A 19,026-nucleotide genomic window follows, 5' to 3' on the forward strand; every position below is an offset into this window, starting at 1 on the left:
CGCTGATTTACTGGTTTTCCCCTGCTTTCAGCAGGTTTCGCCTCCTTTCTTCTGTGTTGGGGTGGCAATCTATACTTGATAAGGTCGGTGCTGTATGCGTTCATCAAACCCACCTAGCGCATTGGTACGCACAGCGGGCAGGCGCATAAACTCGTGTGGGAAGCCGAGGTCTATGGCGCTTATTTCGTCGAGTGTTTGGAGCTGTTCGTCGGAGAGCTGTACGGTCAATACACCTAGGTTATCGTGAAGTTGGTCGAGCGTGCGCGCTCCTATGATGGGAATCATCATAGGATGTTTGGCGCGTATCCACGCCAGTGCTACTTGGGCGGAGGTGGCATCTAGTGTGGTAGCGATTTCGCTTACTTTACGGGCAATGGCTAGGTTTTGTGGCTTGTTAAATTTCAAGCTTTTTTCTGACAACCTCACCCCCTGTATCATTCCTTGGTTGTACTTGCCCGTCAGTAGTCCTGCGCCTAGCGGCGACCAGGGCGTGATACTCATCCCAAAGTGGGCGGCCATCGGCAGGAGGTCGCGCTCAGGAGTCCGCTCAATTAGGCTATATTCGATTTGTAGGCCCACAAAACTGCTCCATCCGCGCAGCTCCGCAATGGCATTGCCTTTGGCCACAATCCAAGCAGGGGTATCTGAGATGCCGATATAGTGTACCTTGCCGCTGCGCACAAGGTCGTCCATCCCGCGTAATACTTCTTCGATGGGAGTGGTATTGTCCCAAATATGTAGCCAAAGCAAGTCGATATAGTCTGTGTTGAGCCTTCGGAGGCTGTTTTCTACCGAACGCATCATATTCTTACGGTGATTGCCAGAGGCGTTCACATCTTCGAGGCTGTCATAAAGTCCATATTTGGTAGCGATGACAAAGGCATCGCGCCTGTCGGCAACAAACTCGCCCAACCACCGCTCGCTTGTTCCTTCGGTATATCGGTTGGCCGTATCTAGGAAATTACCTCCGGCAGCGACAAAAGCATCAAATAGCCGTTGGCTTTCGGCCTTGTCAGCGCCGGTTCCCCATTCTTGCCCGAAGGTCATCGTTCCCAAACAAAGTTCGGATACCCGCAGGCCTGTTTTTCCAAAAAGCTTGTACTGCATCATTGTTGGTGGTGGTTATAAATGGCGTAGTATGTTATCTTATCCCTTGAAATATTGGCAACCAGTGGGTATATCGCCCATTTTTGCGCGATTAGTTGCCATTTTTGTCATCGTGTAGGTGGCGCGTTAGACGTGGTCGAAACTGCGGAAGATTTCCCCGGGGCAGTAGGACTTGCTTCGGTTTTCTTTTTCAACCCGCTGCGTTCGAGCACTTTGTCTACAATACCAAAGTAAATTTCTATCAGAAACCCTGCGATGAAGATACTCAAAATAGTGATGCCAATATCTATACGGAGGCGGTACCAATCAAACATCAGCACTACGACTGTCAGGAATAGCAGGGAGAGCGCCAACTGGAGCACCACCGCTACAGCATCAAACCAAAAATCAAGCTTCCGATATACTACCGACAGCAGGGCTACCGTAAAATAACAAAAGCCAAAAGCTATCAAATAGTTTACCCAAGCAGGCATTTCGTTGATATATTCTTCTGCCAAAATCATGGAAACGATGTTGGCGTGTACCACGACTCCATACATATCCGGTGAGCCCCTGCCCAGATAATCCATATTGAGTGGCGTAAATAGCCGGTCGATGTAAGAGATTTCACCCAAATGAGGCCCCATATATCCCAACAAAATCGCCTTGCCTTTGAGGAAGCTTAGGTCGGCTTCGGGGTCAAAAACATTACTGATATCCAAGACATAAAACTTATCTTGATTACCTCTGAAATTGACAAACTCGTGGTCATTGTTGCGAGCCAAGAAACGCTTTACCTTCTCTGGGGCAATATGGTTGGCTACTTGTACGGCAAAGGCCAGCTCAGAACGATAAGTATCTTTTGAGGTTTTTACTTTTTCTTGTGGGCTGAAGGCGCGCACGGTTACAAACTCTCCTTTGTCGCCGGTTGTAATGAGGTTGACAAAGCCCGTAGTGGCCTGCCCCATAAACAAAGGGTGTGAGGCTTCGAGGCTGTCATAGCGTTTGGCTTTTTGTTTGAAGTGACTTTCGGGCAACTCACTGGCCATCACCAGATGCTCTATTTGTGCCAAGCTCATTGCCAAAGCACCGTCCCAGGCCGCACGTTCTTCATCTTGGTGCAGCTGCCTGAAAAACGCATCTATCCCAATCACTGCCGGTGACTGGGCTTGCAAAATCTCCAACATCTCGGCAACCTCACCTCGATGTAGTGTGCCAATATTGACTACTACCACATTGGTATCAGCAGTAGTTTCTTTTTTGAAATGTGAGAACACCAAGTCTGTCAGGTCAAACGTCTCAAAAGCATTCTGAATCGGATTGAGAAACTCTAACTTGAGCGGAATATTGGCAATCACAAGGATAGACAAAAACACAAAAACCGACAACAGCAGATTGTTCAATACTCGGTTCAGCCATCCTTGGCGATGTTGGGTAGGCGCAGGACTATCTGTCATAAAGCAATTGGGGTTTAGTAGTATTAAGTAAAGCTACAAAAAATATGCTGCTTTGGCCAGACATTTGCCCAAGGATGTATTTTGGGGCGATGTAGGCTATACACGCCCGATTGTAAATGTTAGTTTTTTTGTTTTGAGTCAAATTATGTACCTTTACTCATACACAGGGCAAATGCCTGTGTGCTCTATTTACCCCCTAAATACCTAATACCGATGAACAAACAATGGTACTATCGTTTGGTGCTGGCGTGTCTGTTGCCCCTCACCCTTAGCTCTTGTGCCTCTATGGGCAGTTTCATTTCTACCTCAGGAATGCTTTCTCAACCCCTGACAGATGGCGAGATAGGCTCCGGCCTCAAAGAGGCGCTTAATGTGGGTATCCGCAATGGTGTACAAGACTTGATTCGTACAGATGGGTACTTCGCCAACGAAGCTATCAAGATATTACTCCCTCCCGAAGCCCAAAAAGTGCAAAATATCATCACGCAGTATATCCCCGGTGGCCAGAACCTTATCAATGAGGCGGTATTGAAGATGAACCGCGCCGCCGAAGATGCTGCTCAGGAGGCGCTGCCCATCTTTGCCGACGCTATCACGAGCATGAGTATTCAGGACGCTCGCGGCATCCTTTTTGGAGAGCGCAACGCCGCCACAGCATATCTCCGCAGCCGTACATACGACAACCTGCGCGGCCAATATGCTCCCAAAATCAATAACTCTCTCAGCAGTGTAGGCGCTACACAAGCGTGGGAGGCACTCACAACTCCTTACAACAAATTTGCAAACTCTGCCGCCGCCCGTCTCATCGATGGGGTAAGCCCTGTCAATTCAGATTTGGGCGCTTATGTAACAGAACGCGCCCTTGATGGCTTGTTTTTCAAAGTACAACAAGAAGAGGATAAAATCCGCACCAATGTCAATGCCCGAGTGAGCGACCTGCTTCGCCGCGTATTTGGCGAATTGGATAAATAAAGATGTACTTTGGTCGCCTGTGAAGCCACAGGCGACACCTCAACCGCTTTCTTGCCAATAGCCGTACGTATCGCTATCGATTCCCTCTATACCCATAGGCCTATGTCCCAACGTTATCATTACCTTAACGGCGCTGTGCTTCCCGCTGAGACCGCCTCGCTCTATCTCAACGACCTTGGTATCTTGCGTGGTTATGCAATCTTTGATTATTTCCGAACCTATGGTCGCCACCCTTTTCGGATGGAAGATTACTTAGCGCGTTTTGAGCGTTCGGCTGCCGCCCTCGACCTAAGCCTGCCTATCAGCCCTGCCGAAATTGCAGAGCAGGTCGAAGAATTGATTTTTATGAAACAATGGCAACCTGGCGCTTCTTGTGGTTTTAGGCTGTTGTTGACAGGGGGATATAGCGACAATGCGCTCCAATCGCTTGCGCCGAATTTGGCAATACTTACAGAAGATTTTAACCCCCCTCCGGTCAGCTATTATCAAGAGGGGATTCACGTGTTGCTCAAAGACTTTCAGCGAGACCTGCCCGAAATCAAAAGCACCAATTACCTCCGTGCGCTACAGTGGTACAAAGAACTGCCCGCACGCCAAGCCCAAGACCTGCTCTATCACCATCAAGGGTTGCTGAGTGAGTGTTCGCGCAGTAATTTTTTTGCTGTTGTTGAGGGGAAACTCATTACACCAAAATCCGGTATTTTGTATGGCATCACCCGAAAGGTAGCCCTAGAGCTAGCCCAAGACTTGATGGAGGTAGTAGAGGCTGATTTGAGCTTAGAAGACTTGGCGCGTGCTACAGAGGCGTTTACTACGGGTACTTCCAAGCAAGTCGTCCCGATTGTCCGTATAGACGATAAGCCGGTGGGCAATGGCCGACCCGGCCCAAAAACACGTCAGCTGATGGCGGCATTTGATGCATTGGTGTCCCCATTGCAAAAAAAACATACTCAATAGAGACTGCCAATTACCACTGTAGGTGTTCTAGTCCCTCGCCTGCGCGGTTGATGAAGCGGTTGAGTGGAGCCAGTGCCTTGCAAGCGTCTGCTACTGCAGGCAACCACTGCTCAGAGCCCAAGAGCGCATCTGATAGAGGGTAAGAAGCCAAGAAACTTTTCATCCGTAGCCACTCGATAGCCGGATTATTGGCCTCGTAGCCTTTGGGAGTGGTTTTGAGGCGTTCGCCTTCAAGACCCGAAAAATATTTTGCAAACATTGGTTCGTGGAGGATGGCCTCAAACTCTGCCAGATTGTAATCAATCTCTTCGCGTATGACGCGCAAAAGTGGTGCGGGGGGCATATATACCCCTCCTGCCACAAAGCTTTGCCCACCCGGCTCTATGTGTAGATAGTAGCCGGCCAGGGCCGAACGCTTGCCATAGCCACTCACAAAAGCCCCCATATTGCGCTTATACGGTGATTTGTCCTTGCTAAAACGAATATCCCTGTTGATGCGGAAAGTACAGTTTTTGGCTTGTAACTCGCGCATCCGCACCGGCTCATCAAAGGCTGCGACAGCCTCTATAAAAGCAGTGATTTGGGTTTCAAAAATTTGTTTCGCTTTTTGATAACGTGCTTTGTTTTGCTCCATCCAATCACGGTGATTGTTGGCTTGGAGATCTGTCAAAAAATCGAGTACAGGGGCAAACGACACAGGTGTGAAAGTTAAGAGTAGCGTAAAATAAAGTCGATTATTGCCAGTGGTATGGCTCTGTGCGCGCTACTGGGTCAGCATTGGCAATGTCTATCATCCCGAAACCCTTGTGTGTATACGCACCTAGACCACGGATAAAGACAAACTGCTGTACTTCGGGCGCAGCGTGTAACACAAAAGGAAAGGTGTACCCGCGCACCTCATAACCTAGGGCTTGATCGTATACTGTGTAGATACGGGCAAACTTCTTGTCGCTGCGCTTGGCTTTTTGGAGGTATTGCGCATCAGGGACAAGCTGAAACCGGAAAAACGAGGCCATCTGCTCAGAGGTAAACATCCCGGAGTTTTCCATTCGTATCATTGTCGTATCATACAGAATGTCCGAAAACTCATCGGTGTTGGGCAGAATAAACCGCTTGGCAGGGTCTTGCTCGCCAGACTCGGTGTGGGCTGGTGCCAATACTGTAGGCGAAATACAAACGTATTTGTTTTCTTCGCCCAGCTCGGGTAAGTGCTCGCGCTCCGTAAATTCCGGCGTTAGCTGCAAAGCCCCGATTTTTATTTTGGGAAAAGAGAACAAGCGCTGCAAAAATGCGCGTATAAAAGATTCCGAACTACTAGCCAACACCAAGGTTACCCGTGAGGAATAAAAGTGAAGCCCCGCCTTGCTAACCTTAGTCTGTCCTTTAAGCCCTGAGAAGTTGTAGTCTTCAAAATGCTCGTAGCGACGGTCTTCGGTTTGCGTAAGCTCCTGAATGAGGTCTGCCAGTAGATGTTGGTGATGAAAAGGCACATATGCCCCTCGATTCAACAGATTGAAAATGATCCGTACCCTCATCTTGCTGATTTATAATTGATAACAGTGAAAATATACAGAATATTAAAGTACAACAAAATAACGTTATGAATTGTTTTTTGCAACTTATCTTGATTCAAGCTAAAAAAATCAAATGTTTTGCTTGTTACTATTCCCTCACAAAACCTTGGGGGTTGAGGGTGGTGTTTTGGGGTGTTTCAGGTATCTTGGTGTTACTTTTTGCCGAAAGATATATCTGTTCAGCAGCCTCTGCCAACGGCCTTTGTGAGACACAAAAGGATTTGACCAAAATGGGCAACGCTAAAGAAGGCAAAAGTATTGCTTTTTCAAGAGTAGAACAAATTCCGCTCCCAAAAAGTTACCAACGGGTGCAGGTTTTGTCCCAAAGTTTTGCGGCATACTTGCGACAGCTGCCCTTGCGCACAGCCGACAGCCGTGTCTATCTCTATGATGGCCGCCTCAAGCCCAACCAGTCAGCGCAGTATGCAGTGGTCGATTTGGATATTGGCAAGCGTGATTTACAACAGTGTGCAGATGCTATCATACGTCTACAAGCGGAGTATTTGTATCAACAACAACGCTACCAAGAGATTGCTTTTCATTTTACTTCGGGTGACTTGGCGCGTTATCAAGATTGGACAAAGGGGATGCGTCCTAAGGTAGATGGCTCGCGGGTACATTGGCAACAAAGCGCCCAGCCCAGCGAAGGTTATGCTGATTTTAGGCGTTACCTTGATATTGTTTTTGCTTATGCTGGCACTCGGTCTTTGGCCAAAGAGCTGAGCCCCATAACTGATGTAGAGACCATACAAATCGGGGATGTATTCATCCAACCCGGCTCCCCCGGTCATGCGGTGTTGGTGGTGGATATGGCCATACATACCCAAACAGGCGCAAAAATCTTTTTGTTACTCCAGAGTTATATGCCTGCACAGGATATACACATTCTCAAAAATCCACAATCAACCAGCCTCAGCCCTTGGTATGGGCTGCCGGCTGTAGGGGGCAGTTTATATACTCCCGAATGGAAATTCAACACCAGCGATTTGCGCCGATGGCCAGTGCAGTAAGCGCCTGCTTTTCGTTGTTGGAACTATCCCAGAAGAGGGTTTGTATGAATATAAACTGTTGAAACCATAGACCGAAAACTTATGCCCACCCTATATTTTCATACAACCATCAACTGCGCCAGCTGTGTGCGTGCGGTTACACCTGCCCTAGAGAAGCTAGCTCCGGCCACGTGGGCAGTAGACACCAACGAAGCCAACAAGCCCCTGACTGTCAAGGGTGAAAATGTCAGCGCCCAGCAAGTTGTGGATACCTTGGCCGCCGTTGGTTTTTCGGCCACCCTAGTACAAGAGGAAGCCTAGCAGGGCCATACCCCTACTTTGTGACAGGCAAGCGCTTGGTTATAAAATGCCCTCATCGGCAAAGCTGAGGTAGCCGTTATTGGTAAAAATCAGATGGTCAAGTATTTGTATATCCAATACTTTGCCTCCCTCTTTTAGTTTGTGGGTGAGGGTTTTGTCTGCTTGGCTGGGCTTGAGGTTGCCCGAAGGATGATTGTGTACGAGGATAATCCCTGTGGCAAGCGCTTGTAGCGCGGGTTGGAATACCATCTTGGCATCTACCACTGTCCCGCTTACGCCTCCCGAGCTAATCCGGGTTTTTTGAATGACCACATTGGCGTTGTTGAGCAGGATGATCCAAAACTGCTCATAGGGCAAGTCGAGCAGCTCTGCCTGCATTAGGTTGTATACATCAGCCGAAGAGCTGATGCGCGGGCGCTTGTGTGGCTCGGCGGCCTTACGCCTACGGCCTAGCTCTAGAGCCGCCATAATGGTGATGGCCTTGGCCTCTCCTATGCCTTTGAATTTTTGTAAATCCTTCATATTCAGCTGAGCCAAGTGGTGTAGGTCGTTGTTGGTGGCTTGCAAAATCTGCTTGGCCAACTCTACGGCGCTCATCGAGACTGTTCCGGAGCCAATCAGGATGGCAATCAGCTCTGCGTCTGATAGGGCTTCGCGGCCTTTGTCGCGGAGCTTCTCGCGTGGGCGGTCGTCTGCTGCCCAGTGGTTGATAGCGAGATATTTGGGGTTTTGTTCTTCCATAGTCAAAGGATTTTTGACAGATGAAAATAGACCAAGAGTGAGTGGATTGAAGGTTTTATAGGGGCTGATTTGCTTGATGCCCCTGATTTTTCAGTGTTTTTCCCAAACTAGTATCACAAGGTTGGGAAAACGCTGAGGATATCGTGATGTATCTCCGGCGGCTTGTGCTTGTTTTTCCGAAGTTCCTAGAAGAGGTTATTTGCTAAAAAACTTTTTCAGGGTCATCTTTTTTGAGAATGGCTGTGATAATGACCGCAATGATGCCACCGAACAGCAGCCCTCCCAACACCCCGGTAACGGCCATTGTAGGGAGTGTCCATTTGCGCATCAAGGAGATGGTCGCATCAATTTCGGTATCGCTGATGTTTCCTCTTTCTTCTAATTGCTGCTGGGTTTGTTCAAAGATAAGGTCCAATGCTCCGGGGTCAATCACCCCAAAGTGTAACATCGTATAGGCCGTACTCAAAAACGATGAGATAAGCAAGGTAATAAAAGCCGTACTCATGCCTTGGCCAAAACTCATATAGCCATTGTTTTTCTTTTTGAAATCGCTCAATGCCCATACCAGTATCCCGATTGTAATCAAGATACCAAACCAGCTGAGGGCAGAGTTAGTGCCTAGCTGTAGGCTTTGTAATAATAGAAACCAGACAACGGACAATACAGCCCCCAGAAGTCCGGCTTGCATACCGACTTGCGTGCTTAAATTTTTGGGAGTTTCGCTCATAAGAGGTATAGTTTAAGGTGAAATAATATTGTTGATATTTGTACAAATATATGACAATAAGCATTTTAAGCAAGGGCTTCTTCAATACTTTGAAGAATAATGGTGCAAGCTTCGCGAATTTGCGCTTCTGTGATGATAAGTGGCGGGGCAATACGCATCGCATTATCACAAAACAAGAACCAGTCTGTCAGCACGCCTTTTTCGATGGCTTTGTCAATGATGGGTTTGAGTACGTCGAAGGAGTCAAAAGCGACGGCCATCATCAGTCCACAATGTCGGACTTCGCGGATGGCGGGGTGTTTTAGCAGCGATTTGAAAAGTTGTGCTTTGGCTTCTACTTGTGTATAGAGCTGCTCTTGGGTGATAATTTGTAAGGTAGCCAAAGCGGCCGCACAGCTCACCGGATGCCCGCCAAAGGTGCTAATATGACCCAAGATAGGGTCATTTTTGAGGTGTGCCATCAGGGCTTGCGAGGCGATAAATGCTCCGATTGGCATTCCCCCACCCATTCCCTTAGCACAAACCAAGATGTCAGGCACAATGCCCATTTGTTCAAAAGCCCAAAGGCTGCCCGTACGCCCGAAGCCGGCCTGGATCTCATCCAGAATGAGTAAGGCACCTACTTCGTCGCAGCGGCGGCGCAGAGCCTGAAAATATGCAGGACAGGCGGCCTTTACTCCGGCTTCGCCTTGGATGGTTTCGATAATGACGGCGGCGGTTTGGGGGGTGATGCTCTGTGTTAGGTCGCTAAAGCTGCCATAGTGTATATGGCTGACACCGGGCAGCAGTGGCCGAAAGGCTTGTTTGAAACGCTCGTCGCCGCCTACCGAAAGCGCACCTTGTGAGGAGCCGTGGTAAGCCTGATAACACGAAACTATCTCGTAACGCCCTGTGGCGCGTTTGGCCAGCTTGAGCGCACCCTCTACGGCTTCGCTGCCCGAATTGACAAAATAAAAGTTATCAAGTGAGGGGGGTAAGTGTTGGGATAGCGCAGCAGCAAGTTGATTTTGAGGGCTTTGTACCAGCTCGCCATACACCATTACGTGTAGGTATTTGTCCAGTTGTTGGCGGATGGCATCGAGCACCTTGGGGTGCCGGTGGCCTACATTACTCACACCAATACCGGAGATGAGGTCGAGATAGGCTTTGCCATCAGGAGCATAAAAATATACCCCTTCTGCCCGCTCTACTTCGAGTAATAACGGGAAATCAGTCGTTTGCGCCATATAGCGCAAAAAAGTATCTCTAGCAGAAAGCATAAATAGTCATAGGTTGGGTGATGGGTAACTCCAAAGATAGGTAAACCTCATTTATGTATCAACGTAACACTCTTGTTGACACAAAGCTGGAGGCTACCTTAGTTTTTAGTTGTGAGTTGTTTTATTGGTTTGATTTCCAATATATTACACAATAAACAAAACACGAGTTGTTTTTGCATTGGTACTTATCAGCCTATTTGTCTAGATAGGCCGCGTTTTCTTGGTGAGACAGCGCCTGAGGGTAACAAAATGAACAAAACATAAAATTATTTTTCAACACAAGTGTTTGTTTATCAGGATTTCAGCGCTTTGTTTAAGTAGTAGTGAATTTCTCTATTTCGGGTTTGGACCTTATGGGCTAGCTTTGTTCTACAATCTGAGCATTGGTTGTACACAACACATCCTGTTTAGACCCACTATATCCTTCGACCTTATCCTTCAACCAAACCCTTTTTCATCTCAAAGGAAAACCACTACCGTTTGAAAAAACCGCCTTCGAATAGAGGGCGGTTTTTTTGAGAATCATTTTGGGCAAAATCCATTATAGGAAGCAGCTTAGGCTTCCTGTAGTTGATATTCTTTGACAGTATCGATAAAGCAGCGCACCTTGTCAGGGTCAATATCGGGATATAGTCCGTGGCCAAGGTTTACGATATGCTTTGGTCCAAACTTTTGGAGCATTTCTCGCGTACGTTTGCGGATAAATGCATAATCTCCATACAGCACACAAGGATCTAGGTTGCCTTGTAATACTTTTTCGGGGCCTATGAGCAACCTTGATTCGTGCGCATCCATTGTCCAATCAAGGCCAATGGCCGCACAGGGAAGCTGCCCTAGCTCTACCCGTGCAAAGAAAGCTCCTTTGGCAAAAACAATCATCGGAGCCTCTTGGACAGCCTCTGCGATTTGCCGGATATATGGCAAGGCGAAAGTACGGTAGGCCTCAGGAGAAAGGATTCCGGCCCAAGAGTCGAATAGCTGGACTAGGTCTGCTCCGGCTTTTATTTGCGCTTTTAGATAGGCAATAGTACTGTCAGTGATGCGTTGTAGCAGCTCGTGTGCGAGCTCAGGTTGGTTGTAGAGCACGGCTTTGGCTTTGGAGAAGGTTTTTGAGCCTTGGCCTTCGGTCATATAGGCGAAAATAGTCCAAGGGGCTCCTGCAAATCCAATCAAGGGAACTCTACCTTGTAGCCCCTGCTTGGTGAGGCGAATAGCCTCCAAGACATAGGCTAGGTCTTCTTCAGGATTGGCTACCCTTACTTGAGCCAAATCTTGGCTATTGGTAACGATTTTGGGGAAACGCGGCCCTCGTTGTTCTACCATTTCGTAGGGCAATCCCATTGCTTCGGGCACTACTAGGATATCCGAGAAAATAATGGCAGCATCTACGCCCAGCAGATCTACGGGCTGGATAGTTACTTCGGCGGCTAACTCGGGAGTGGTAGCTAGCTCGATAAATCCACTGAGTTTTTCGCGTACTGCGCGATATTCAGGCAGAATACGCCCTGCTTGGCGCATCAGCCATACGGGCTTTCGTTCGGTTATTTCTCCACGCAATACGCGTAAGATGAGGTCATTCTTGAGTGTTTGCATAAGCTGCAAAGATATGAAATAAGTTGCTATGAAAATTATACCAAAATTTACTCAACTTAGGCGCTTTGTTTGTTCTAAGTGGTTTGTAGAACATCAAGTCCTCAAGTTATGCTAAGATTCACTGGATGGGGACTCCCTTGGTTATCGAGGGTTTTTCAGTGTAATCTATTTCCCAAACCAATTTGGATTGGGTGTAGTTGCCATAGAGAGTATGTCCATGGCGCTGTTGGGTTACAGCGCTTGGCTGGCCGTACGTACGTCTACTGGCACGACCATCGACACACCCACTTCGCGCATAGTGATGCCATACATTACGTCGGTCATAGCCATAGTGCGTTTGTTATGGGTTACGATGATAAACTGCGAGTCTTTAGAAAAGTTCTTGATGATTTGATTGAACTTGTCCGTGTTGGTATCATCCAAGGGGGCATCCACCTCATCAAAAATACAGAAGGGGGCTGGCTTTAGTAGGTAAAGCGCAAAGAGCAGCGAGGTAGCAGTCAGGGTTTTTTCTCCGCCCGAAAGTTGGTTGATGGTAAGAGGTCGCTTACCCTTGGGCTTGGCGATGATTTCGATTTTGGACTCCAGCGGCTCGTTGGGGTCTGTCAGCACTAAGTCGGCGGTATCTTCTTCGGCAAAGAGCGAGCGGAACACGCGGATAAAGTTGATGCGAACGGCTTCAAAAGCTTCGAGGAAGGCCGTTTTGGCAAAGTCTTCCATCTCTTTGATGGTTTGTAGCAGCGCCATCTTGGACTCCATCAAGTCAGCGCGTTGGGTTTCTACAAAATCAAAGCGGTCTTTCATCTCTTGGTATGATTCCATCGCCATGGGGTTGATAGCGCCCATCCGGTCTATACGCTTGCGCAGGTCTTCGACCTTGCGCTTGAGCTGCTCTTCGTCAAGGTGTTCGTTGGCTTCTACAAAGACTTGCGCGTCTTCTTTCCAAAGGTCTTCGGCTTCCATTTGGAACTCAGCCGATAGGCGTTCTTGGATGGAAGTCAGGCCGATGGCTGTTTCGTGGAGTTTGTTGCGCAGCTCTCCGATGAGGGAGTCGAGCATTTCTTTTTGGCGTTGCATCTCCTTGATTTCGCGCTCTGTTTCGGCAATGCGCCCTCGAACGGTATAGAATGCCTTTTCGGCTTCTTTTACTTGTGTGTCATAGAGGTCAGTTTGCTCGTGAAGCCCTTCGATGGCCAGATTTTGGTCGTCGATATTGGCCAGCAGCAGCGCTACATCACGGCTGGCCTGCTGTTGGTCTTGGCTTTGCTGCCAGAGTCGGTGTTCGATATTTTCGAGTGCTGTTTGCTTGTAGTCCAGTTCTTGGGCTACGTTTTCGGCCTGGCTTTTTTGTTGGTGATACTGAATATTTTGTTCGTTGAAGCGGTTGGTTTTTAGTTGTAGGTTTTCGTTTTCAAACTCCAACTGTTCTTGTAGTGTACGCAGGCGTTCTTCGGTAGCTTGTAGGGTATCAGCTTGGTTTTGTCGCTGTGGCTCTAGGCTTTCTAATGCGGCAGCCAAGCTTTGGAGGCGTTCTTGGGCTTGGTGTTGCTTTTGGGCGCTGCGTGCGAGTTGCTCTTGGGCTTGTTGGAGTTGGGTTTGGAGGGTGATGGCTTGGCGTTCTACGCTCTTGAGGGATTGTTGTGCCTCTCGGATATCCTCTTCCAGTGTTTGGGACTTGTAGTGTTGTAGGTCTTGGCGTTTGTTTTCGAGTGATGTCTGCAATTGGATTACCTCCTCTTGCAGTGTCTCCAGTTGACTTTGCAGGCTTTGCAGTCTTTGTTTGCGTGCTAGTGGAGAGGCATCGGTTTTGCCTGTAGAGCCGCCCAAGAGTTGGCCTTGGCTTTGCATCAGGCTACCGTTTTTGCTTACCCACACAAAGCTACCCGGCAGTGGTGCCTCCAGAGCAGTTTCGTCTTCTACAATAAAAACTTGGTTGAGCAGGCGGCGAATCAGGTTTAGGTATTTTTCCTCCACACTGACTACTTCTTTGGCCGGGGTAGCGGGAATGCTTTGGGGCTGATGCTCGGTATTGGAGGCAGTGGGCAGGGCTTCGAGTACAAAAAAGCCGACCTTGCCCTTCTCTGAGCGCTTGAGCAGGGCGATGGCCTCACGGGCTTGGGCGTAGGTATCGGTTACGTAGTAATTGAGGTAGGGTTCGAGCCTTGCTTCGATGGCTTTTTGGTAGCCTGGGCTCACCTGAATGATGTCTGTCAGGAGACGGGCTTGCCCCTGCTCGCTGCGTTGCCAGTCAGGCTGTTGGTGCAGGTATTTGAGCGCGTCAGGGAAGCCTTCGAGGTTATTGATGAGCGCTTCGAGCAGGCCGATTTCGTTTTGGGCGGCATCGAGCTGGCGGGTTTTCTCACGGAGGGTCTCACGGAGTTGGTCTATCTCGTCGGAGAGAGCTTCGATGTGCTGTCGGTTTTCGGCTTCTTCAGCTTCAAGGTTTTCGAGGGTTTGCTGCTGTACTTGCAGGTCTTGGGCTGTATCTTCGTATTGGCTGCGGTATTGTGTTAGGCGCTCTTCGAGGTTTTGGGCTTCTTGTTGGCTGTTTTCGGCCTCTTGGGAGAGGGTATCGTACTGTGTTTGCTTGACTTCGTAGTTTTTGTTGAGCTCAAAGAGGGCTTGTTGTTGTTGGGCTTGTATTTGAGTGAGCGATTGCGTTTGTTGTTGCAGTTCGGCTACGGCAGCCTGTTGGTCTTGGTAGGCGGCGCGGGTATCATCGAGTAGGCTTTGGCTTTCGGCCAAGGTTTTTTCGAGGCCTTGTTGGCGCTCTACGAGGGTTTCGATATTGCGTTTGGTTTCAGACTGTTGCTCCAAATCTCTAGAGATTTGGCTGCTGAGGGAGCGGGTTTTGTCTTCCAAAAAGCGCAGTCTTTCCGACTTGAGCCTTTTTTCGTTTTCGAGGCTTCGGAGCTTATTGAGGTGTTCGTTGAGTTCTTTTTGTTTGTCGTAGAAGTGTGTTTCGGTGCTGAGGGCTTCTTGTTTTTCGCGCTCAAGGCCGGTTTCTTTCTCCTCTAGCAGCTGGGCTAGGGCGTTGCGCTTGTCTATTTCGGCCTCTATTTGTAGCTGGAGCGCTTCTTGGTGGGCGCGTTGGCGGCTTAGCGCTTTGCGGGCATAGGCAATGCCGGCCTGCTTGTATTCGTCTTTGAGGGCAAAAAACTGCTCAGCTTGCTTGGCCTGACGTTCCAAAGACTTGAGGTTCTTCTGAATTTCGTGTTGGAGGTCTTCTACACGGTTGAGGTCCTTGTCTACATCCTCTAGGCGGTCGAGTGCTTCTTTCTTACGTACTTTAAATTTGGAAATACCGGCAGCTTTTTCAAACAAGCCACGGCGGGAGTTTTCCTTATCAGTCAGAATCTCATCAACCATTTTGAGCTCAATGATGGCATAGCTATCGGGACCGATACCCGTATCGAGAAAGAGATTGCGGATGTCCTTGAGGCGGCAAGGTACATCGTTGATGAAATACTCACTATCACCGCTGCGGTGGTAGCGGCGGGTGATGGTAACTTCGGTATATTCAGCAGGCAGGATGTTTTTGTTATTGACAAAGGTAAGTGCTACCTCTGCTACTTGGGCGGGCTTACGGTTTTTGGTACCATTGAAGATGACGTTCTCCATCTTGTCGGAGCGGAGCAAACGGGATTTTTGCTCACCCAAGACCCAACGAATCGCATCGACTACGTTAGATTTTCCGCAGCCATTGGGGCCTACAATACCCGTTACGCCATCGTCAAACTGGATGCGGATACGTTCGCCAAAGCTCTTAAATCCCTTGATTTCTAACCTGCTGAGTTGCATAATATATGATGATGGAAAACAATGAAGTAACGATGAGGTATGAAGTATGAACGGTGGGGTATGGGGCAAAAAGCTTGATATTCACCCGAAAAATCGGTTTGCCGTCAGTTGGGTGCTATAACACCAACTCCCAGTTGGGCTTTTATACAAAATACCCTGCGTATGCGTTTGCAAAAATAAGATTATTTTATAAATTTGAATCAATGACTGCAAATAAGCCGCTCATAACCACAATACTAAGCCTGTGTTGCTATGGAACCACAAATTGTACAAATACTCATTTACGCCCTGATTGTCATTGTTTATGTGCTCATTCAGCGTGCTGATGCGGCCAAAAAGAAAGCACTAAAAGACCAGAAAACCAAGCAGTTAGCTCCCAATGACGCGCAAACGCCTGTGGTAACATCATTTATTGAACGCTACAAAGCTTTGCTCGAAGAAGAACGCAAAGTGAGCACTCAGCAGCCTCAGTATGTCAACTATGACGAACAGGCCATCGCCAAAATGGGGCAGTACAAAGACTATGACACCGACATAGAGGACGATTTTTTTGCCCAAGCAATCGCCGAACGCGACCGAGACATCCATCAATATGATAACTTTTTTGAAGATGCCAAGCAGGCCGTAAAACAAAGTGCCGGCCAGATTCCCAAAATGCCGACAATAACATCTTTGCCTCCAACCAATACCGCGCCAGTCGGCAATGCTATCAAAACCTTTTTGCAAGGGCGGCAAAACCTACGCCGGGCTTTTATTGCCTCCGAGATATTCAAACGAAAGTATTGATTCGCCAATTATCTAACCCATATCTTCCTAATACAAAAGAGATTGCATTTATGAAAACTAAAAAACCCTCAGCAATCGCTGAGGGTTTTTTCGTCAAGTTTTTGTCAATTAAGCAGGGGCTTAGCTGAATACAGCTTGGAGTTTCATGGCAATGCTCATATCGCCATCAATCTGCATTTTACCACCCATAAAAGCGTTCATTGGGTTGAGGTCGCCATCAAGCATGCTGTTGAAGTCGTCGATAGAAATAGAAACGGTACAAGCCGCGTCCTTATCTTCGTTGCTTACGCCGCCTTGGCCGTCGAGGTATACTACGCCACCTTCGCTAAAGGTAAACTTTACAGAGGCTCCCAAGTCGGCTGTCTGGGCTGAGCGGGCGTTTACTTTGGCTGTTGTTGCTTCTAAACTCATTGTCTATTAGTGTTTAAAGATGAGAAAATGATAAAACTATGATTTGGCTTTGCTAAGTACGTCAAATTTTCGCGTTCTGTCAAAATACCTTTGGCTGCTCAATTTGACAATTCTGGGAGCAAATATAAAATTTTTTTTAGGCACAGAGGACTAATCTCAAAAAAACTTCTAACTTTGTATTCAGATTAGGCCAAGAGGACTAATTGTCATCACCCCGAAAGTTTTCGGAAATTAACTACCTACTTTAAACTGCTTGTTTGATGCAATAGCGAGGGGCTGAACGACATGTGCAGTCCCTCAATTGCTAAAGTAGCTACCCAATCGAGAAATTGTTAGTACGAATTAGCTCCAACATCATTCATCATCCAAAAAATTATGCAAGCTTATTACTTCAGCGAAGAACACGAACTGTTTCGTGAAGGATTACGCCGCTTTTTGGCGCAGGAGGTACATCCCCATATCAATGCTTGGGAGCAGGCCGGAGAGATTCCTAAAGACATTTGGAAAAAATTTGGGCAAATGGGCTATCTTGGCCTCAACTATCCGGAGGCATATGGTGGCAGCGATGCAGATTTCTTTTATACAGTAGCTTATATCGAAGAGCTGGCCTGGCTCAACTCTGGAGGCTTCAATGCCGCAGCCGGAGTTACACCCTATATGGCTGGGGCGCATATCTTGGCTGCCGCCAGCGAAGCGCTCAAACAAAAGTACCTGCCCGGAAGCATCAGTGGATACCTACTCGGCGCGCTGGCCATTACAGAGCCTGTTGCAGGCTCTGATGTGTCTAATATTCGGACTACTGCCGTGCGCGAAGGTGACCACTATGTAGTCAATGGCAGTAAGACCTTTATCACCAATGGATACCTCTGCGACTATATCGTGGCGGCTGTCAAAACCAAGCACGAGGCAGGAGCCGCCGGCATCAGCCTGCTCCTCATTGACAAACGCGAGAGCGATGGAGTGCGAGCCAACAAACTCAATAAACTGGGCTGGCATTCTTCAGATACCGCTGAGATTTTCTTTGACAATGTGCGCGTTCCGGTCTCTAATCTCATAGGAGAAGAGAATCAGGGCTTTTACTACATCATGAACAAGTTTCAGCTCGAACGCCTCATTATGGCCATCGGCGGCGTAGCTGCCGCAGAGGTCGCGCTCCAAACAGCCCTCAAGTATATGGCAGAGCGCGAAGCTTTTGGGCGACCTATCAACAAATTTCAAGCGCTGCGCCACCGGATTGCGGACTTATACGCAGAGCTAGAAAGCACCAGATACTTTGTATACCACGTAGCGCGCCTCCACAACGACGGCCACTATGATGTAAAGCTGGCTTCTATCGCCAAGCTCAAAGGCACAGAGCTAGCCGACCGCGCTACGTATGAATGTCTACAATATTTTGGAGGCTATGGCTTTATGGAAGATTATCCGCTGGCTCGGATGTTCCGCGATAGCCGTATTGGCACCATAGGCGGGGGTAGCTCCGAAATTATGCGTGAAATTATTGCCAAAACCCTCATCGATTCGGTGAAATATGGACACGAAAGCCAAAACAATACACCAACATCGGACACGGCTATCACAGCCCGCGAGATAATCGCAGGGCTGCCACAACGCTTCAAGCCCGAAAAGGCTGCCGCCTATGAAGGGGTGTTTCATTTTGACCTCTCTGGCACGGGGGGCGGGCAGTATACCGTACGTCTGGCCGCTGGCGATTGCCAAGTAAGTGTGGGCTTCCAAGGCACTCCCACTTGTGTGGTGGAGACGAGCGCAGAGGTCTATGCGGCGGTTGAAACTGGCCAGATGGACCCTCAACAGGCTTTTATGGGAGGCAAAATAAAGGCTTCCAATCCGATGGAAATGCTCACCTTTGGTAGTTTCTTTAAGCGGCTGAAGAAGTAACATCAAGCATCCCTGCACCCGAATGAGCGTTTTTGGCAGCTAACCCTACCAAGAGCGCTCATTTTTGTTGAGGGGTATCGTAGGGCTCTGCTTATGTCATAAGGGGCTACAACCAAATGTGCCATAGGCTACAAAAACAAAAAACCACTCTTATTGATGTAAGAGTGGTTTGTGGGAGTGGGTTTTGAGGGATTCGAACCCCCGACCCTCTGCTTGTAAGGCAGATGCTCTGAACCAGCTGAGCTAAAAACCCAAATTGTATGTCAAAAATATAGTGGGTTTTGAGGGATTCGAACCCCCGACCCTCTGCTTGTAAGGCAGATGCTCTGAACCAGCTGAGCTAAAAACCCAAATTGTTGGTGTCTGAATGGATTGCAAAGGTACGGCGAGGTATTGATTTGCACAAGCTTTTGGGAGAAAAAATCAAGCTTTTGTGTTAAAAAAAATCACAAAAGC

Annotated in this window: 16 protein-coding genes and 2 tRNA genes; 6 read left to right on the top strand and 12 right to left on the bottom strand. The window is 48.2% G+C overall.

Translation table 11 applies throughout. The features are described from left to right. Window positions 1-69: 69 nt before the first annotated feature. Together G499_RS0104340 and G499_RS0104345 are read right to left on the bottom strand one after the other, a co-directional pair. On the bottom strand, window positions 70-1,110 hold the full coding sequence (locus G499_RS0104340) for an aldo/keto reductase (protein ID WP_026998932.1): 1,041 nt from the start codon (window positions 1,108-1,110) through the stop codon (window positions 70-72). Window positions 1,111-1,214: 104 nt separating this feature from the next. Next, on the bottom strand, window positions 1,215-2,543 hold the full coding sequence (locus G499_RS0104345) for a CHASE2 domain-containing protein (RefSeq protein WP_026998933.1): 1,329 nt from the start codon (window positions 2,541-2,543) through the stop codon (window positions 1,215-1,217). A 213-nt stretch (window positions 2,544-2,756) separates the two neighbouring features. Here G499_RS0104345 and G499_RS0104355 point away from each other — a divergent pair, with 213 nt between their 5' ends. Both G499_RS0104355 and G499_RS0104360 read left to right on the top strand, forming a co-directional pair. Further along, the gene (locus G499_RS0104355; RefSeq protein WP_026998934.1) at window positions 2,757-3,515 is read left to right on the top strand and encodes a DUF4197 domain-containing protein; all 759 of its coding nucleotides are present in this window, start codon (window positions 2,757-2,759) and stop codon (window positions 3,513-3,515) included. Between the two features lie 102 nt (window positions 3,516-3,617). Continuing rightward, a complete protein-coding gene (locus G499_RS0104360) occupies window positions 3,618-4,472 on the top strand; it encodes an aminotransferase class IV (RefSeq protein WP_026998935.1) in 855 nt (284 codons plus the stop codon). Between the two features lie 10 nt (window positions 4,473-4,482). Here G499_RS0104360 and G499_RS18705 read toward each other — a convergent pair whose 3' ends face one another. Together G499_RS18705 and G499_RS18710 are read right to left on the bottom strand one after the other, a co-directional pair. Continuing rightward, window positions 4,483-5,169 carry a DUF2461 domain-containing protein gene (locus G499_RS18705; protein WP_035726559.1) on the bottom strand — a complete coding sequence of 229 codons (687 nt, stop codon included), beginning with the start codon at window positions 5,167-5,169 and terminating at the stop codon, window positions 4,483-4,485. Between the two features lie 37 nt (window positions 5,170-5,206). Then, complete coding sequence (locus G499_RS18710; RefSeq protein ID WP_161627693.1) at window positions 5,207-5,980, bottom strand: CRISPR-associated endoribonuclease Cas6; 774 nt, start codon at window positions 5,978-5,980, stop codon at window positions 5,207-5,209. Between the two features lie 296 nt (window positions 5,981-6,276). Between G499_RS18710 and G499_RS0104375 the strand changes: the two genes are divergently transcribed. Further along, window positions 6,277-7,056, top strand: a complete 780-nt coding sequence (locus G499_RS0104375) for a DUF4846 domain-containing protein (RefSeq protein ID WP_035726653.1) — start codon at window positions 6,277-6,279, stop codon at window positions 7,054-7,056. Between the two features lie 81 nt (window positions 7,057-7,137). Then, complete coding sequence (locus G499_RS0104380; protein ID WP_026998937.1) at window positions 7,138-7,356, top strand: heavy-metal-associated domain-containing protein; 219 nt, start codon at window positions 7,138-7,140, stop codon at window positions 7,354-7,356. Window positions 7,357-7,395: 39 nt separating this feature from the next. On the opposite strand, the gene radC is transcribed toward G499_RS0104380, so the two are convergent. From radC to smc, 5 genes are all read right to left on the bottom strand, one after another. Then, window positions 7,396-8,097 (bottom strand): RadC family protein, encoded by a 702-nt coding sequence (gene radC / locus G499_RS0104385; protein ID WP_035726560.1) that lies wholly within the window; start codon window positions 8,095-8,097, stop codon window positions 7,396-7,398. 202 nt (window positions 8,098-8,299) lie between these two features. Beyond that, window positions 8,300-8,824, bottom strand: a complete 525-nt coding sequence (locus tag G499_RS0104390; RefSeq protein ID WP_081413639.1) for a DUF4199 domain-containing protein — start codon at window positions 8,822-8,824, stop codon at window positions 8,300-8,302. Between the two features lie 65 nt (window positions 8,825-8,889). Further along, a complete protein-coding gene (locus G499_RS0104395) occupies window positions 8,890-10,083 on the bottom strand; it encodes an aspartate aminotransferase family protein (protein ID WP_026998940.1) in 1,194 nt (397 codons plus the stop codon). A gap of 555 nt (window positions 10,084-10,638) precedes the next feature. Continuing rightward, entirely contained in the window at window positions 10,639-11,676 is a 1,038-nt protein-coding gene (gene hemE / locus G499_RS0104400; RefSeq protein ID WP_026998941.1) for a uroporphyrinogen decarboxylase, read from the bottom strand. A 231-nt stretch (window positions 11,677-11,907) separates the two neighbouring features. After that, on the bottom strand, window positions 11,908-15,477 hold the full coding sequence (gene smc / locus G499_RS0104405; protein WP_026998942.1) for a chromosome segregation protein SMC: 3,570 nt from the start codon (window positions 15,475-15,477) through the stop codon (window positions 11,908-11,910). 252 nt (window positions 15,478-15,729) lie between these two features. Between smc and G499_RS0104410 the strand changes: the two genes are divergently transcribed. Then, entirely contained in the window at window positions 15,730-16,263 is a 534-nt protein-coding gene (locus G499_RS0104410) for a hypothetical protein (RefSeq protein WP_026998943.1), read from the top strand. A 120-nt stretch (window positions 16,264-16,383) separates the two neighbouring features. On the opposite strand, the gene G499_RS0104415 is transcribed toward G499_RS0104410, so the two are convergent. Continuing rightward, complete coding sequence (locus G499_RS0104415; protein ID WP_026998944.1) at window positions 16,384-16,674, bottom strand: SCP2 sterol-binding domain-containing protein; 291 nt, start codon at window positions 16,672-16,674, stop codon at window positions 16,384-16,386. A 375-nt stretch (window positions 16,675-17,049) separates the two neighbouring features. Between G499_RS0104415 and G499_RS18715 the strand changes: the two genes are divergently transcribed. Continuing rightward, complete coding sequence (locus tag G499_RS18715) at window positions 17,050-18,570, top strand: acyl-CoA dehydrogenase family protein (protein ID WP_051295906.1); 1,521 nt, start codon at window positions 17,050-17,052, stop codon at window positions 18,568-18,570. Between the two features lie 178 nt (window positions 18,571-18,748). On the opposite strand, the gene G499_RS0104425 is transcribed toward G499_RS18715, so the two are convergent. After that, window positions 18,749-18,823 (bottom strand) — tRNA-Val (locus G499_RS0104425). Window positions 18,824-18,845: 22 nt separating this feature from the next. Further along, window positions 18,846-18,920: transfer RNA gene (locus tag G499_RS0104430), tRNA-Val, on the bottom strand. Window positions 18,921-19,026 lie beyond the last annotated feature (106 nt).

Origin of the sequence: Eisenibacter elegans DSM 3317 (assembly GCF_000430505.1) — a bacterium.
In the GTDB taxonomy this organism is placed as follows: Bacteria; Bacteroidota; Bacteroidia; order Cytophagales; family Microscillaceae; genus Eisenibacter; species Eisenibacter elegans.

Excerpts from the sequence above, each read along its gene's own strand:
- G499_RS0104395 (WP_026998940.1), bottom strand. The coding sequence starts at position 10,083 with ATGCTTTCTGCTAGAGATACTTTTTTGCGCTATATGGCGCAAACGACT.
- G499_RS0104375 (WP_035726653.1), top strand. The coding sequence starts at position 6,277 with ATGGGCAACGCTAAAGAAGGCAAAAGTATTGCTTTTTCAAGAGTAGAA.
- G499_RS0104380 (WP_026998937.1), top strand. The coding sequence starts at position 7,138 with ATGCCCACCCTATATTTTCATACAACCATCAACTGCGCCAGCTGTGTG.
- radC (WP_035726560.1), bottom strand. The coding sequence starts at position 8,097 with ATGGAAGAACAAAACCCCAAATATCTCGCTATCAACCACTGGGCAGCA.
- G499_RS0104360 (WP_026998935.1), top strand. The coding sequence starts at position 3,618 with ATGTCCCAACGTTATCATTACCTTAACGGCGCTGTGCTTCCCGCTGAG.
- G499_RS0104345 (WP_026998933.1), bottom strand. The coding sequence starts at position 2,543 with ATGACAGATAGTCCTGCGCCTACCCAACATCGCCAAGGATGGCTGAAC.
- smc (WP_026998942.1), bottom strand. The coding sequence starts at position 15,477 with ATGCAACTCAGCAGGTTAGAAATCAAGGGATTTAAGAGCTTTGGCGAA.
- hemE (WP_026998941.1), bottom strand. The coding sequence starts at position 11,676 with ATGCAAACACTCAAGAATGACCTCATCTTACGCGTATTGCGTGGAGAA.
- G499_RS18715 (WP_051295906.1), top strand. The coding sequence starts at position 17,050 with ATGCAAGCTTATTACTTCAGCGAAGAACACGAACTGTTTCGTGAAGGA.
- G499_RS0104355 (WP_026998934.1), top strand. The coding sequence starts at position 2,757 with ATGAACAAACAATGGTACTATCGTTTGGTGCTGGCGTGTCTGTTGCCC.
- G499_RS0104340 (WP_026998932.1), bottom strand. The coding sequence starts at position 1,110 with ATGATGCAGTACAAGCTTTTTGGAAAAACAGGCCTGCGGGTATCCGAA.
- G499_RS0104390 (WP_081413639.1), bottom strand. The coding sequence starts at position 8,824 with ATGAGCGAAACTCCCAAAAATTTAAGCACGCAAGTCGGTATGCAAGCC.
- G499_RS0104410 (WP_026998943.1), top strand. The coding sequence starts at position 15,730 with ATGGAACCACAAATTGTACAAATACTCATTTACGCCCTGATTGTCATT.
- G499_RS0104415 (WP_026998944.1), bottom strand. The coding sequence starts at position 16,674 with ATGAGTTTAGAAGCAACAACAGCCAAAGTAAACGCCCGCTCAGCCCAG.